This window comes from Draconibacterium mangrovi, from assembly GCF_010586825.1.
GTDB classification, from domain to species: domain Bacteria; phylum Bacteroidota; class Bacteroidia; order Bacteroidales; family Prolixibacteraceae; genus Draconibacterium; species Draconibacterium mangrovi.
In genome coordinates, this window is sequence record NZ_JAAAGB010000014.1 from 68,644 (window position 1) to 83,547 (window position 14,904).

14 protein-coding genes are annotated in these 14,904 nt (G+C 43.4%); 3 read left to right on the top strand and 11 right to left on the bottom strand.

Annotated elements, in window-relative coordinates:
* Nucleotides 1-58: 58 nt before the first annotated feature.
* Nucleotides 59-1,237, top strand: a complete 1,179-nt coding sequence (locus G4420_RS21620; protein WP_163326033.1) for an MFS transporter — start codon at nt 59-61, stop codon at nt 1,235-1,237.
* Nucleotides 1,238-1,988: 751 nt separating this feature from the next.
* Here G4420_RS21620 and G4420_RS21625 read toward each other — a convergent pair.
* The gene (locus G4420_RS21625; protein ID WP_163326034.1) at nt 1,989-2,741 is read right to left on the bottom strand and encodes a DUF6261 family protein; all 753 of its coding nucleotides are present in this window, start codon (nt 2,739-2,741) and stop codon (nt 1,989-1,991) included.
* Between the two features lie 968 nt (nt 2,742-3,709).
* On the opposite strand from G4420_RS21625, the gene G4420_RS21630 reads away from it, so the two are divergent.
* Entirely contained in the window at nt 3,710-4,321 is a 612-nt protein-coding gene (locus tag G4420_RS21630; protein WP_163326035.1) for an outer membrane protein, read from the top strand.
* Nucleotides 4,322-4,455: 134 nt separating this feature from the next.
* Here the strand turns inward: G4420_RS21630 and G4420_RS21635 are convergent, their stop codons facing one another.
* The 8 genes from G4420_RS21635 to G4420_RS21670 all read right to left on the bottom strand — a co-directional run bounded on the left by G4420_RS21635 (nt 4,456) and on the right by G4420_RS21670 (nt 12,380).
* A complete protein-coding gene (locus tag G4420_RS21635) occupies nt 4,456-5,160 on the bottom strand; it encodes a queuosine precursor transporter (protein WP_163326036.1) in 705 nt (234 codons plus the stop codon).
* 332 nt (nt 5,161-5,492) lie between these two features.
* Entirely contained in the window at nt 5,493-6,566 is a 1,074-nt protein-coding gene (locus tag G4420_RS21640) for a family 10 glycosylhydrolase (RefSeq protein WP_163326037.1), read from the bottom strand.
* A gap of 11 nt (nt 6,567-6,577) precedes the next feature.
* Nucleotides 6,578-7,687, bottom strand: coding sequence for a carbohydrate-binding family 9-like protein (locus G4420_RS21645; protein WP_204273779.1), 1,110 nt, complete (start codon nt 7,685-7,687; stop codon nt 6,578-6,580).
* Between the two features lie 92 nt (nt 7,688-7,779).
* A complete protein-coding gene (locus tag G4420_RS21650; protein ID WP_045033499.1) occupies nt 7,780-8,253 on the bottom strand; it encodes a methylglyoxal synthase in 474 nt (157 codons plus the stop codon).
* A 297-nt stretch (nt 8,254-8,550) separates the two neighbouring features.
* Complete coding sequence (gene glmM / locus G4420_RS21655; RefSeq protein ID WP_163326038.1) at nt 8,551-9,933, bottom strand: phosphoglucosamine mutase; 1,383 nt, start codon at nt 9,931-9,933, stop codon at nt 8,551-8,553.
* Nucleotides 9,934-10,130: 197 nt separating this feature from the next.
* The gene (locus G4420_RS21660) at nt 10,131-10,808 is read right to left on the bottom strand and encodes a hypothetical protein (RefSeq protein ID WP_163326039.1); all 678 of its coding nucleotides are present in this window, start codon (nt 10,806-10,808) and stop codon (nt 10,131-10,133) included.
* Nucleotide 10,809: 1 nt separating this feature from the next.
* Nucleotides 10,810-11,301: an RNA polymerase sigma factor gene (locus tag G4420_RS21665; RefSeq protein ID WP_163326040.1), complete on the bottom strand. Its 492-nt coding sequence runs from the start codon at nt 11,299-11,301 to the stop codon at nt 10,810-10,812.
* 143 nt (nt 11,302-11,444) lie between these two features.
* A complete protein-coding gene (locus tag G4420_RS21670; RefSeq protein ID WP_163326041.1) occupies nt 11,445-12,380 on the bottom strand; it encodes a pseudouridine synthase in 936 nt (311 codons plus the stop codon).
* Nucleotides 12,381-12,479: 99 nt separating this feature from the next.
* Between G4420_RS21670 and G4420_RS21675 the strand changes: the two genes are divergently transcribed.
* Nucleotides 12,480-13,250 (top strand): TIGR00266 family protein, encoded by a 771-nt coding sequence (locus G4420_RS21675; protein ID WP_045033495.1) that lies wholly within the window; start codon nt 12,480-12,482, stop codon nt 13,248-13,250.
* Between the two features lie 71 nt (nt 13,251-13,321).
* Here the strand turns inward: G4420_RS21675 and G4420_RS21680 are convergent, their stop codons facing one another.
* Nucleotides 13,322-14,644, bottom strand: a complete 1,323-nt coding sequence (locus G4420_RS21680) for a deoxyguanosinetriphosphate triphosphohydrolase (protein ID WP_163326042.1) — start codon at nt 14,642-14,644, stop codon at nt 13,322-13,324.
* A 35-nt stretch (nt 14,645-14,679) separates the two neighbouring features.
* Nucleotides 14,680-14,904, bottom strand: a 225-nt coding sequence (locus G4420_RS23315) for a hypothetical protein (protein ID WP_204273780.1), incomplete at its 5' end; no start/stop codon positions are given.

A 14,904-nucleotide genomic window follows, 5' to 3' on the forward strand; every position in this document is an offset into this window, starting at 1 on the left:
TGCTATCACTGTTTAGCCTACATTTTTATTACTTTTAACACCAAGCAATCAAGTTACAATGACCGAAAAATCTGTCTTTCACAATAAAAATCTCTATTTCATTTTTGGGGTAACGCTTATCGCTATGATGGGTGTGGCAAGCATTACACCCGCTTTCCCCGATATTATCCGTTATTTCGGTATCAGTCCGCAACAAGTGGGATGGCTGATTGTTGCCTTTACGCTGCCCGGTATTTTTCTTACGCCCTTTACCGGCATTTTGGCCGATCGTTATGGCCGGAAAGTGGTGTTGGTGCCCTCCTTGTTTCTCTTCGGAATTGCCGGTTTTGCCTGTATGTTTGCGCCCGGATTTTATTGGTTGCTGGCCCTTCGTTTTGTTCAGGGAGTTGGAGCCAGTTCATTATCGAGTATGAATATTACCCTGGTGGGCGATCTTTTCGAAGGGAAACGACGCACGGCAGTAATGGGCTACAATGCCAGTGTGCTGAGTATTGCCACAGCATCGTACCCGGCACTTGGTGGTGTGATCGCTATTTTTGGCTGGCAGTATATTTTTGCTTTGCCCATTCTGGCTATTCCGCTGGGCATTTGGGTAATGAAAGGGCTGAATAACCCCGAGCCAAAGAACAAGGCGAAACTACGGTCGTATTTTGGGCGCGTTTGGAAAACCATTAACCAACGCACGGTTTGGGGACTTTTCGCCGTCAACTTTATCCTCTTCCTGATACTTTACGGTTCGTACCTTACCTACTTTCCGCTGATGATGGAAAAGCGCCTGGGCGCCGATTCTTCGCGCATTGGTTTAATGATGTCGCTGATGTCGGTAACTACCGCCATTATGAGCTCGCAACTGGCGCGCCTTAACCGCTTGCTGGGGCAAAAGCGGCAGCTGATTATTGGTAGCGCATTTTACATGCTCGCTTCGCTGCTTATGCTGGGTGCCAATTCGTATTTAATGTTGGGCGTGGCGGTCATCGTATTTGGTTTTGGGCATGGCATTACCATTCCATCCATTCAAAATATGCTGGTAGGCTATGCGGCAATAAACGAGCGGGCAGCTTTTATGTCGCTAAACTCCATGGTGCTGCGTGGCGGGCAAACCTTTGGCCCCTTGCTGGTAGGCGTGTTTTATGCACTTGGCGGCCTGGAAGCCAGTTTCCTGTCGGGCGCAGTTATGGCTGTGTTTATGATGATCATCATTTTTGCTATGGTGCATGTGAAAAAGCAACGTGGTTGAACCCACAAACTCATCCATTAAACAATCCAAACCTTTTTCCACTGGCCAATGACTAATTCCCTCTTTACCGGCAGCCGGGCTTTCCGCTAAAGTTGCCACACCTTTTGCCGGTTCCACCACAGGCATTTGGGTAGCTCCCTCTGGTCGCTCCCAATAGCCTGGTGTCACAAAGCAAAAGCTGCGGCAAGCTACCGCTGCAATCCCTGCCGGGGGCCTGTGGCGCTGATTGGGGGCAATTGTTTTTTGCTATTGCACCGTGGCTTTAGCCCGGTGATAAAATTGCAGTTCCGCAAAAGGGCTTTAGCCATTAATATCCTTTTAAAGGCTAAAACCTGTGGGCTATGATCCTATCTAAAATCACCGCCCTAAAGGACGGTGCAAAACATTCGCTACCGTGCCCCCGAAGTTTCGGGGCTTCGCGTGGCTTTCATGAAGGGCAGAAGAGAATCTTAAGCTCTTTCAGAGCGATGAGTGAATTCGCTTAAATACACAGGGTGTTACCCTGTGTTGTTGCTTTAGCACCGTTGGTGCTGCTTACAAGGCAACTGTATTTTTAAATAGCCCAAAGGGCTATAAGCATTAGCACAGGGCAGCGCCCTGTGCTATAAAATAAATTTAAACATCGCCCTGAAAGGGCAGTAGTATTTCCTCACTTCGCTACCGTGCGAATCCTTTCGGGGGCTAAGCTCAGCAAAAAAGCACCCAACACAACGGAAGGATGCTTTCTGATACACATACACGGTTTTTGTTTTTATTCTTCCACGGTAGCTTCAGCCGATTCTTCTTCTCCGCTGGCAGATTGCCCCTGACGGGCGGCAAGCTGAATCTCAAGATTTGTAATCTTCTGATTTACCTCTAATATAAAATTTTCGATTTCGGGAGTTGCCATGCGTAAAGTAACCAGGGCATTAATACGGTTTACCAATGCCTTGTATACCCCTTCGAAAGCCAAACGCACCTCTTTTACCTTAGCTGAGTTAAGATTTGCTTTTTCGCTGTCGCGTTGGTTTTGCAGATCGTTAACGGTATTGTTTTCGGTTTCGTGCGCCAAAACCCACGGCATAATACCAATGGTTTGGCAATGCACTGCCATATCCCGGTCTTTCAGGTCGTTATTCAGGTTGGTTGCTGCTGCAGTTTGTTCCTTCAACGACAGGTATCTGATGTTTCCATACAGATTAAAAACCCGTTCGATGTGTTTGGCAGCCTCAACTTCTTCTGGTATTGGGCTAAAAAGCGTAGCTTTTACCCGCTCGTTTAGTGCAGTCCAGGTAGTATCGCGCCTGTGGTCGGCATCCTGAACTTTTTCGGTCAGTACACTTCCCCGGTCAACATTTATTGCTTCGTCGAGTTCGGTAAAACTATTGTTGAAGTCTACCGATTCTTCCTCCACATTAAGTGCTGCAGGGGTGGCCTGCGCAATCAAACTTTTTACATCAGCCATAAACTGAAAGTAATCGTTGTTGCGCAAGCGCGTTAAAGGGATTGATTTTATAAAATTCATAATAGTTAAAATTTAAGAATGTATGGGTGTATGTGTATTTTGTTGATTATTTGGTGTGTGCATGGTGCTTATTAATGTGTAAAGTTCTTGCAAATTAGAACATAAGCTTACCAAAGTCAATAGTAGAGCTTGTGTTGTTTAGCATAAGCATTAAATTGACAACTAAACAATTAGCGTTGAAGAACGATGGTTTGCCGTTAGGGTTTTTAGTCCTGTTGTTCGATTTTGACAGGCCCGGAGTGATGGCTAAAGTCCCATTGCAAGGCAACGACAGCAGTAAATTGGTGACTAAACCCTCTTTGTACAGCTACGAAAGGGGTTTAATGCCCACTAAAGTACTGTTGCAGCACTACGAAAGTAGTTTTGTGATGACAAAAGTGCCGTTGTAGCACTACGAAAGGACTTTTGTGAAGACGGAGAAGCTTTCAAACACCTACGAAAGCACTAAATTGAATAATTTGACGGTAGCAAAGCGATACGAAACGACCAAATTGGTGACTTTGAAGCTTTCGCAGGGATGCGAAAACACCAAATTAGTGGCGGGGGAGTTCTTGTAATCAGTTAGTTAGGTGGTTTTGTGTTGTCGTAGTCTTTCGGAAACCCGCCTACACCAAGGCTTAAGGGCTAAAGCCCGGTGCCGATGGGCTTTGCTTAACCCCGGGCTACCCCTCGTTTGTAACGAGGGGTAAAATCTCCTGGCATTTATAATGCCATTCATAAGGTCGTTACAAACGACAAAACAAGAACCCCTCGTTGCAAACGAGGGGCAGAAGAGCTATTTCTAAACCGCTGTTGTTTTATTTTTTTATTATGCTAACTTTAAACTCCGAATAAAAACCAAAATGCTTTGAATACCTGCCCACAAATAATAAAGTAAATAATAAACACTCGAACAATCCAATTTATTCGATTCAGGCGAATTCCTATTTCACATGTAATGTTATTTCAATGAATTAAATACTAAAATTATGAAAAAGACACTTGTACTAATTGCCGTCTTGATAATTGGCGGAGCCAATGTTTTTGCACAAACACAAAAGGGAGATTTTTTATTAGGAGCTGGAACAAGTCTAGATTTTAGCTTCTTAAGCAGTCAGGTTTCAACAGACAGCTATGAAACTGATAAAGTAAAAAACAACAGTTTTGAATTCATGCCACGCATTGGTTATTTCCTAGCTAACAATTTGGTTGTCGGTATTGATTTTTTAACTTCAACTGCAACGGAAAAAGATGATGGAGATAAATATAAATCAAGCACATTTGCTGTTGGTCCTTTTGCCCGGGTGTATTTGGGTAATACTACAGTAAAACCTTTTTTTCATGCTGGTTTAGGTTTTGGAAAAAATACGGAAGAATACAATTCTTCATATGCTGGTTATCCTGACAACGAAGTAAAGTCTAATCTTACAACTTATGATGTGGGAGGCGGAGTTAGTTTTTTCCTGACACCTAAAGTAGCATTAGAAGTAGGTATATCCTATGGAAATGCCAGCTCGAAGTTTACGAACTATTATAACGAAGATGCAACGAATAAGGTGAAGGGGATCGCTTCAAGTATTGGCTTTTCAATTCACTTATGAACACTCGCTGTCGCGCGAATAATATAAAAGGATCCGATCTGTATCTACGTTAATTTATACAGATTGGATCCTTTTCATAATGTCAAATGACGAATGGCTAATGACCAATGACCAATGACCAGTGACGAACCTGTCTATTCCATCCAAAAGCGGTTGCGTTTGTGAATCTTTTTACTCCAGTATACAAACGGTGTATCGGCGGCTGCAACAATCCATTTCAGGAAATAAGTGGTAAGCAGAATTTCAATCAACACCGGCCATTCGTAAACGCCCCAAAAGGCAATGGCAACAAATACCACGCTGTCTATTAGTTGCGAAACCATTGTACTGAGGTTGTTACGCAGCCAGATCTGGTGGTCTTTCGAAAAACGTTTTTTCCAGAAATGATAAGCCCAAACATCATGGCGCTGCGACAATAGATAAGCTGCTAAACTGGCAATGGCAATACGCGGCATCAGGCTAAAAATCGTGCTGGTAGCTTCATGGCTTATTCCTGCAAATTCGTCACCTTCCAGTGGCAGAAATTCCAGTGCCAGGTTCATCAGCAAAGTCATTGATATCAAACTGAAGAATCCGATCCATACAGCTTTTTTCGCTTCCTCCTTTCCGTAGTTCTCCGACAGAATATCGGTAACCAAAAACGATGTGGCGTAAACTATGTTACCAAGCGTAGCAACCAGCCCAAACAACTCAACGGTTTGTATTACCTGAATGTTGGCCACAATTACCGAGATGGGAATCCACATTACAAGTCCCCATTTACCGAATAAACGGTAGGCTAAAATAATTAGCAGAAAATTTGCCAGCAACATGGCCAGCCATAAGATTTCGTTTTGCATTTTTTTTATTTTTAAAGTGCAGGGTTATGCCACCTGCTCAATTAATACTCAAAATTTTGGCCTGCAAATGTAATGGAAAAAGCTGAAAGTCAAAAAGCAAGAATATACCCCTTTGGCTGTAGCCATTTCCCCTCAAGAGGGAAACAGCTGCAAAGCAATGCCGGAGATTTTGAATATCGCTAAAATTGATCAGCGCTAGCTCCCCTCCTGAGGGGAGCTCCCGACAGGGTGAGGGGTAATGTAAATAGTGAGTGTGTCGGAGAAAGATGCGCTAAGCGGTTCTAAACCGCTTAGCGCATTTCTTTGGGCAGAACCCAATTCTTCTATGTCTCTTATTTAGAAGCCTTCTTCAATATCCCCAAAGTCTTTTCATCGATCTTCCCAAACAACGAAACTCCTGATGCACCATTGGCAATGGCTACACGAATTCCTTCTTCCAGCTCTTCATCCGATTTAAAATCGGGCAGGAACAGACCGGCATAAATCGGGAATTTCCCGCAAAGGAAATGCATGCCTTCCTCAACAGCATCGCCAATCCAGCTTACTGTTTCGCGGTAGAAACCGTGGTAGATCATCGGGCAAACCGCATCAAGGTTCCAGTTCGTCCAGTCCTGACGCACAATGCGGCGCGCAATTTCCGGTGTTGGGAAAACCGCTGCAGTTATGGGTTTATTATAAGAATGCGTTATTTCGGCCAGGTGATTTACAATACCATTCACCTGCTCGTATCGGTATTTCCGCCATGCCGGACTCTGATCGGGATGTTCCATTTCCAGCGGATCCTTACCGGTTTTCTTTTTAAAATTCTCGCGGCAGGTTTCGCAATAACAGAAATCGTACTCGGGCAACTCTTTGCTTTGGTCAATGCCGTAATTATCCCACAGGTTTACCGGCAGAATTACGTCGCAGTAACGTACATAATCCAGGTGTAGGCCATCAACATAATCCTTTTCCAGAATTTCTTTTGAGCGTTGAGCCAGGTATTCTTTAACCTCAGGCTTTGATGGGCACAACCAACGGTAATATCCAACGTATGGAGGATTGTCAGCACACGATTTTCCATCGCGGCTAACGGCATACCATTCCGGGTGACTGGCAAGCAGCTCTTTTTCGCCACGGTTCATGGTCCACATCCAACGGTGTGTTTCCAGCCCGGCCTTTTTTGCTATCCGAAAGTGGCGTTCGCTGTCGTGCTCGAAAAACATACCGCGCACACCGGCTTCGTAATAACTACTGTATTTCTTTTGCAGGTCTTCGTCGCTCTCCTCATGATTTGGGTTTTCCCATACCCAGTGTTTCAATCCTTGTTCAGCCGCTGCCGGTTTTGCTTCGCCGGCACAGGCGCTTGCTACGGTAAGGCCCATTCCGGCCAACATTGTGGTTTTAATAAAATCTCTTTTGTTCATCGTTAGTTTGTTTATTTGTCAGTATGTATGCGTAATAAGCCATCCTGATCGATAGAGATCATCAGGTTGTTGTTGGTTGTTAAGGTTGCAGTATAAGTATTTCCCGAGGTATTTAATTCCAGCGAGAAACTGGTGTCGTTTTCTTTTCCGCTTGATTGAATTCCAAGTTCAGAAAGGTCATCGCAATAGACCTTATTCTCGCGTTGATAGTCGTGTTGCGCATAAAACACATGCCACAGGTGGCGGGCCATTAATTCCGCTTCCGGAAGTGGAAAAGAAGCATGTGTTGATTTCGGAGCATCAGACGAAAACTGAATAAGCCCCCAACGTTCGGGGTAGTGCATATTTATCACTCCCTGCGGACTCCAGACCCAATTGTCTTCAGGGATCAATTTACCATTGTCGTTTGTTTTTCGCGTGTATTTCCCGTTAACAATTTCAGTTTGCCACTGCACGCGCGAGAAGTTGATTTTCCAAATAGCACCGGCTTCAGGCTGTATATAGTTGCCAACAGTGGTAAGCGATGAAAATGGAATGGCCATCTCAACGCACCATTTTTTATCCTTGTCGGTCGGGTTGTTCAACGTTCCATCCAGATAAACAGCACTTTTAAACCCTTTGGCATTCCATTCAATATCGGCTTTCCCTCCATTACGATAAGGTTTATCAAGAAAAAGGTCGAACAACGTGTTTTGGGCGTTCACTTCAAACTCGTAATAGTTGTGCGTGTCGCCATCGGGATCGATAAACACCTCAAAATCATTTTCGTGGTAAACGATCATGTCCTGCTTATCGTAGTAGGCCCAGATATTTTCTTCTTTCAGTTCGGCAAAAATGTACAGGTTATCTATATCCCACAACATTTTAATCCGCGTAGGGTAAGTGGGGTGAGGCATATTCGCGCCCTGAATATCAATAAACTCAGAAGTCCATGCAGCATTTTCCCATGACGGCTCGTTGGCTTGTCCGTCAATCGTAATGGCAGTGTTACTTTGTCCTGCAATATAGGTGTTTGGAGCTGTAAACAGGCGGGCATACTTCTCCGGTACCTCTTGCGCCGATGAGCCCAGGTTGCTGATTATAAAAAGTGTGATGAGGAAGGCATTCCTGATAATTCGCATAGATTAATCACTATTTATGTCGGACAATAACGACAAAAATATTGAAAAAATTATCAAGAATGCCTGGTCTTTTTAAAAAAATTAAGAAAGGTTTATGCCATATTCACGTCGCGGGCAATATATTCGCGATAATCTTTTATAATCGGGTCGTATTGCTCGTGAAATAATTCGGATGTCACCATAAAGTCGGCCGTAGAACGGTTTGAAGCTGTTGGAATATTGTACAAAACCGTAATACGCAACAAGGCTTTTACGTCAACATCATGCGGTTGCGGTTGCATCGGATCCCAAAAGAAGATGAGCATATCGATGTTGCCTTCGCAAATCATTGCTCCCAACTGCTGGTCGCCACCCAGTGGCCCCGATTTCAGGCGGGTAACGGTTGGAGGCACGGTGCCATGTTTGTGACAGCTTTCTGCAAGTGCCTCTTCAACCATTTTTCCTGTTGTTCCGGTACAAATTAAGTCGTGTTGGGCCAGTTCTTTCCAGTTGAAAGACACCCATTCCATAATATCTTTTTTGCGGTTATCGTGTGCTACGATCGCTATATTCTTTTTTCTTTTCATTATTCATGTTTTGTATTCAGTAAACTATTGTACTGAATATTGTTTTCGGTTCAAATGTAGATCGTTTTTAAATAAGGGAATAGTTAAAACATGTTTTATAACATAAATTTAGCTAAAACTTAATTTCTACACCCAACACCAAAGGATTGCTTAACATTTGAGTAATACCGATGTGAAATCAGAATGAGCCTTATCTCATACAATTTCCGTTTTCAATCGGTATTAACCATTGTAATTCCAGTGTTTCACTTAAGGCTCACACTGAAAAACAATTGGTATAACCTTCTGTAATGCCAATTATAAAAGGCTTTTCATTTCGTCGATCATTTGCTGAGCCAGCTTATCAGCTTCAGCACTTGATTTTGCCTCGGCATAAATCCGGATGATCGGTTCGGTATTCGATTTTCGTAAATGCACCCATGAATCCACAAAATCGATTTTTACACCGTCGGTTGCAGTAACCTCTTCGTGTGCATATTTTTCCTGCATTTTTACAAGAATTCCATCCACATCTATTTCCGGAGTCAGTTCAATTTTGTTTTTAGAGATGAAATAATCGGGGTAGGTTTTACGCAGTTCCGAACATTTAAGACCCGATTTGGCCAAATGAGAAAGGAAAAGTGCAGCTCCAACCAAGGCATCGCGACCACTGTGGCTGGCCGGATAAATAATTCCGCCGTTTCCTTCGCCGCCGATAACGGCATTTGTTTCGCGCATTTTGGCCACAACATTCACTTCGCCAACCATTCCTGCCGAGTAGCTTTGGCCATGTTTCTCCGTAACATCGCGCAGTGCACGGCTCGATGAAAGATTGGAAACGGTATTTCCGGGAGTTTGGCTCAACACATAATCGGCAACGGCTACCAGCGTGTATTCTTCGTTAAACATACTGCCATCTTCGTTGATAATCACCAGGCGGTCAACATCAGGATCGACAACAAAACCCACGTCAACTTTATTTTTGCTGATAATTTCTGCTGTTTCTACCAGGTTTTCAGGAATTGGTTCCGGGGTGTGTGCAAAATGACCGGTTGGTTCGCAGTTTATTTCAACAATATTCTTAATGTCGAGCGCTTTAAAAAGTGCCGGCATGGCAACGCCACCAACCGAGTTAACGGCATCAACAGCTACCGAAAAGTTGGCTTTTTTAATGGCTTCCACATCCACCAATTCGAGGTTCAGAACATGTTGCACATGAATATCGGTATAGTCTTTTTCCACCACAGTTCCCAGGTCATCCACTTCGGCAAAGCTGAAATCTTCAGCATCGGCAATTGCCAGTACTTTAGCTCCTTCTTCAGCATCAAGAAATTCACCTGCGGAATTCAGTAGTTTTAATGCATTCCATTGTTTTGGGTTATGACTGGCGGTGAGGATAATTCCGCCATCAGCTTTTTCTTCGGTAACGGCAATTTCCGTGGTTGGCGTGGTTGCCAGCCCAATGTTCACCACGTTGCATCCCATCCCCGACAGGGTTGAAACAACGATTGATGATACCATTTCTCCCGAAATTCGTGCGTCGCGTCCAACAACTATTGTAATTTTTTCTTTGTTTGCTTTTTCTTTTGCCCAGGTGGCGTAAGCTGCAGTAAATTTTACCAGGTCGAGCGGGCTTAAACCTTCGCCCGGTTTACCTCCAATGGTACCTCGTATTCCCGAGATCGATTTTATTAATGTCATAATCTAATGTTCAGTTTGAGGCGTAAAGATAAAAAGTCGATCCTGAATTACGACACATAAACGATAAAACCAGCCAATATGTTGGAAGAATGTGCTTCGTTTGACAGATACTAGATACTGGATGCCGGATACTGGATTCTTGACGATAGATACCGGAAGCGCCATGCGCTTTGCCCCATGCCCGGTTTGCTATAGAATTAATCCAATTCTTCCAGTTCGCGCAGTGTGGCTTTTAATTTTTTAATGTAGTTGCCATACAATTTGCGGAATCCCCAGCGAAGGAAAAAGAATATAGCACCACCGAAAACAGCTACAAGAAGCACTGTTATTCCGACCGTTAAAATAATCTGGCTTGTTTGAATATCCGATAAATGCATCCCCTGTGCCTCTGCATTATATTCGGTTCCAATAAACATCCCCGAAATAAAAGCTGAAGCCATACTGAGTAACAATGTGGCAAGTGCCAGATAAAAAAGTCGTTGATAGAGTGTTAGTGTTTCAATTATTTTTTTGAGCGTGCCTTTTATGTCACAAGCAACATCGCATTGTTTTTTTACTCGATAATACTTAATAACAAAATACAGAAAGGTGGTAACAATAAGCACATTACCAAAAACGGCCAAAAACAAAACCCAGTTTGGGATGGGAGTTTCGCTGTAGTATTTTTCAATAGTTTCGGGCGAAAAAATAAAATCATCGAAAGTAAATAGCAAGATTAATCCCAACAAAACGACAAAACCTATTTTTATATTCCGGTCGATACGGTCAATAAGACTTCTGGTACGTTTACTGAGTATTGTGTGCAACTGGTTTTCGTCCAGTTCTTTGGAGGGGGTTATTTTGCTCCATGTTTTTTTCAACTCGTTTAATTCCATACTACTCCTCCTCGTTTACCATCAGCTTCTTCAGCTTCTTTTTTATCCGGTTCATTTTTACCCGCACATAGTTTTGGGTGATTCCGGTAATCTCAGCAATTTCCTCGTATTTTTTGTTTTCGAGGAACAACAGCACAATCGATTTTTCAATTCCTGTAAGCTGCTGAATGGCTTTATGCAATACTTTTATGTTCTCTTCAGTTTCGGTATCGTACTTTTCGTCTTCAATTTGAAAATTATCGAACGTCAGGCTACTTTGGTCAGGTCTTCTTTTACTTTTTTTGAAAGTGGTAATCGCGGTATTCAGTGCCACACGATACATCCATGTAGAAACCTTTGATTCTTTCCTGAAATTGGGGTACGACTTCCAAAGCTGTACTACAATTTCCTGAAAGAGATCACTTCGGTCATCTTCCGTGTCGCAATAAATGTTGCAGACTTTGTGGATGATGCCTTGGTTCTTCTGGATTATGTGTAAGAATTCCTTTTCCAAAATCGGTTTATTAGTAACTGGTAGTGAGAATAATTACAATTGATGGTTAACAAACAGCTATAGTTTTTATTATTGCAGGAAGTTTGAAGTCCGGAGTTCGATGAGTTTTCTTCCGACTTCGGGCTTCAGTCTTCCAACTTTTTTTACATCATTTTTAAAAACTTCACCTCTTTATCGGTAAGAATCCGCCATTTTCCTCGCGGCAGATTCTTTTTGGTGAGACCGGCAAAAAGTACACGGTCGAGTTTTTTTACCCGGTAACCAAAGTGCTCGAAAATACGACGTACAATACGGTTTTTTCCGGAGTGAATTTCAATGCCTACCTCGGTTTTATCTTCAGCTTTAATATAGCTAATTGCATCGGCTGCAATTGGGCCGTCTTCCAGTTCAATTCCTGCGGCAATCATATCCATGTGTCCGCGTTCAACCGGTTTGTCGAGGGTAACCTGGTACACCTTCTTTTTGTTATGTTTTGGGTGTGTAAGTTTTTTCGAAAGGTCGCCATCGTTGGTAAACAGTAACAATCCGGTTGTATTCCGGTCCAGGCGGCCAACCGGGTAAACGCGCTCATCGCAAGCGTCTTTTATCAGGTCCATCACAATCTTATCCGCATGCGGATCGTCGGTGGTGGTAACGTAATCTTTTGGTTTATTCAGCAAAATATACACTTTGCGCTCAGCTTCAATTTTCCGTCCGTCAAAACGTACTTCGTCGCCCGGCAGCACACGTATTCCCAGTTCAGTAACAATCTGTCCGTTAATGGTCACCGCTCCGGCAGTAATAAAAGTGTCGGCTTCACGGCGCGAACAAACACCGGCATTGGCGATAAAACGGTTTAAGCGCATTCCTTCGGCCGAAAGCGTTTTTAGTTTTGGCCTTGGTCCTTCAGCCTCTACTTTCTTGTCAGACGGTTTGCCATATTTTTTCCGGGGCTTGAATTCTTTTTTGGGTTCCGATTTTTCAACCACCCGCGATTTTCCAACACGTTTTCCTGAAGATGACTTCACCGAACGTTTTGAAGTGTTGCCGGATGATTTACCTTGTGAACTGCCCCGGTTACTATTGTTATTCTTGCGCATTGCTAAATTATTTTGTGCAAAGATCGCTAAATTTTCTGATTTGGAATTTTATTTCCCCGAATTCACTTAAATTCGGGGCTCAAACATAAAATTAGAACTATGAATTCGCATGAAATTGATTATAAGATCATCGGTCACGATGTTCAGTTGGTTGAAATTGAATTAGATCCGGCCGAAACGGTAATTGCCGAAGCGGGTGCCATGTTGTATATGGAAGATGGTATTGAGTTTCAGGCCCGCATGGGCGACGGATCGAATCCACGGGCCGGATTTTTTGATAAGGTATTATCTGCCGGATCGCGTTTGATCAGCGGCGAGTCGCTGTTTCTTACCCATTTTACCAATCAGGGATGGGGGAAAAAGCATGTGGCATTTTCGGCTCCTTACCCGGGAACTATTATTCCTCTTAACCTGCCGGATTTTGGTGGAAGAATCATCGTTCAAAAGGATGCTTTTTTGTGTGCTGCACTAGGCACAAAAATATCAATAACGTTTAACCGTAAACTGGGTGCTGGATTTTTTGGTGGCGAAGGATTTATTCTTCAACAGCTGCAAGGCGATGGAAAAGCTTTTATCCACGCCGGAGGAACTGTAATTGAGAAACAGCTGAACAACGAAACTTTGCGTGTTGACACCGGATGTATTGTTGGTTTTGAAACATCGATAGATTATAGTATTGAACAGGCCGGAGGTTTACGTTCGATGGTTTTTGGCGGCGAAGGATTATTTCTGGCTACGTTACGGGGAACCGGAAAAGTTTGGTTGCAAAGTATGCCAATACGGAAATTAATTGCTGAGTTGTCGCCGGCAGGAGGAAACGCCCGAAAAGAAGCACGTGGCGGTTTGCTCGATAATTTACTGGAAGGATAGATCCAGTCTCCAGTATTCAGTCTCAGTAATCAGTTTTTCACTGTAAACTGAGACTGAATACTGTGAACTTTCTATACCACGCCGGGTAAACTAATTCCTTTAATTTTTCGGTACAGGTCGAGAGCAAAAATATCGGTCATTCCCGATACAAAATCAACCACCGACTGGATTTTCAGGTACACCGAATCATCGTCGGTTTTATACTGGCCGGGTAACAGCGATAATATTTTTTGGCTGTACTTATCCTTTTTGTCGGTATTCATAATTGCATCCACAAACTCTTCCAGCAGCGTTCCGATAATTTTGTAACCTGCAATTTCAATCTCAACAACTGAACGGTGTGCATAAATTTCGCCAAACGAAATACGTTGGACTTCTTTCATTGCTGCGGCTTGTTTCTCTGGAAGCTTATCGATAAGACTACCAGCGAAAGTCCCGGCCATAATTGTTTCGTAATTGGCTTTAAAAATATTAATGCAGCGGTAAATCAACTCGCCGATAACGTTGGCGCGCAGGTAACTTATTTGTTCGTTTATATCGCTTACCTGCGTAAAGGTTTCCTCGAAACGTTCAATACGTTCTTGGGTAAAGAAGTTTTGGAAAAGTGTACGAATTCTGTCGTAGTGTAAAATGCCCAGTTTAAAAGCATCTTCCAAATCCATAATCTGGTAGCAAATATCGTCGGCTGCTTCCACCAGGTATACTAGCGGATGTCGGGCAAAACTTCCATCTTCTTTTTGCGCAATTCCCAACTCATTGGCGATGTGGTAGTAATTTTCTTTGTCCGATTGGAAAAACCCAAACTTTGGTTTGGTAGCTTTTACCGACTCATACGGGTATTTTACAATGCTGGCCAGCGTTGAGTAAGTTAAGGCAAAACCACCCTCGCGTTTACCGTTAAACTGGTGGGTGAGTGTGCGAAAAGCGTTGGCATTTCCGTCAAAACAGGTGAAGTCTTTCCATTCGCCTTCCGAAAGCTGGTCTTTAAATTTCTGGCCGCTTTTTTTGTTAAAATAGTTCGAAATGGCTGCTTCGCCCGAGTGCCCGAACGGCGGATTTCCTAAATCGTGAGCTAGGCAAGCGGTTGAAACGATTGTTCCAATTTCATGGATCAGCGGATTATTCTGGTGGATTTCCAGCAGGTATTCCGACAACAAATTCCCCAGCGATCGGCCTACACTTGCCACCTCAAGGCTGTGCGTGAGGCGGTTGTGCACAAAAATATGTTCGGGCAGCGGGAAAACCTGCGTTTTATTCTGCATCCGGCGAAATGGCGACGAGAAAATGATCCGGTCGTAATCGCGCTGAAATTGTGTGCGGTCTTCGTTTGTTACGGGGCCTAAAGTTCCCTTGCTGCCCAATCGTTTTGGCGAAAGAAGTGTGTTCCAATCCATAGTCTAAAAAAATTCTTGCACGAATGTATAAGAAATTATGGTTCGCATGAAATTTTTGAAGGAGCAAGCATATAAAATGTTATCCAATTAAAAGAAACAAGTTTTTGTCTTATCAGGCGGATTTTACTATTTGTCTTGACACAAATAGTAAACACAAAAGTCAAGGCTGCGCCCGCTTCTCTCGGAAAAGCTACGCGATGACCGCTAAAATTCCTGAAACTTCCCGATGCTACGATCGGGACAGGCAGTCGTTCCTCCTC

Coding starts and splice junctions, on each gene's coding strand:
- G4420_RS21620 (WP_163326033.1), top strand. CDS start 59: ATGACCGAAAAATCTGTCTTTCACAATAAAAATCTCTATTTCATTTTT.
- G4420_RS21625 (WP_163326034.1), bottom strand. CDS start 2,741: ATGAATTTTATAAAATCAATCCCTTTAACGCGCTTGCGCAACAACGAT.
- G4420_RS21630 (WP_163326035.1), top strand. CDS start 3,710: ATGAAAAAGACACTTGTACTAATTGCCGTCTTGATAATTGGCGGAGCC.
- G4420_RS21635 (WP_163326036.1), bottom strand. CDS start 5,160: ATGCAAAACGAAATCTTATGGCTGGCCATGTTGCTGGCAAATTTTCTG.
- G4420_RS21640 (WP_163326037.1), bottom strand. CDS start 6,566: ATGAACAAAAGAGATTTTATTAAAACCACAATGTTGGCCGGAATGGGC.
- G4420_RS21645 (WP_204273779.1), bottom strand. CDS start 7,687: ATGCGAATTATCAGGAATGCCTTCCTCATCACACTTTTTATAATCAGC.
- G4420_RS21650 (WP_045033499.1), bottom strand. CDS start 8,253: ATGAAAAGAAAAAAGAATATAGCGATCGTAGCACACGATAACCGCAAA.
- glmM (WP_163326038.1), bottom strand. CDS start 9,933: ATGACATTAATAAAATCGATCTCGGGAATACGAGGTACCATTGGAGGT.
- G4420_RS21660 (WP_163326039.1), bottom strand. CDS start 10,808: ATGGAATTAAACGAGTTGAAAAAAACATGGAGCAAAATAACCCCCTCC.
- G4420_RS21670 (WP_163326041.1), bottom strand. CDS start 12,380: ATGCGCAAGAATAACAATAGTAACCGGGGCAGTTCACAAGGTAAATCA.
- G4420_RS21675 (WP_045033495.1), top strand. CDS start 12,480: ATGAATTCGCATGAAATTGATTATAAGATCATCGGTCACGATGTTCAG.
- G4420_RS21680 (WP_163326042.1), bottom strand. CDS start 14,644: ATGGATTGGAACACACTTCTTTCGCCAAAACGATTGGGCAGCAAGGGA.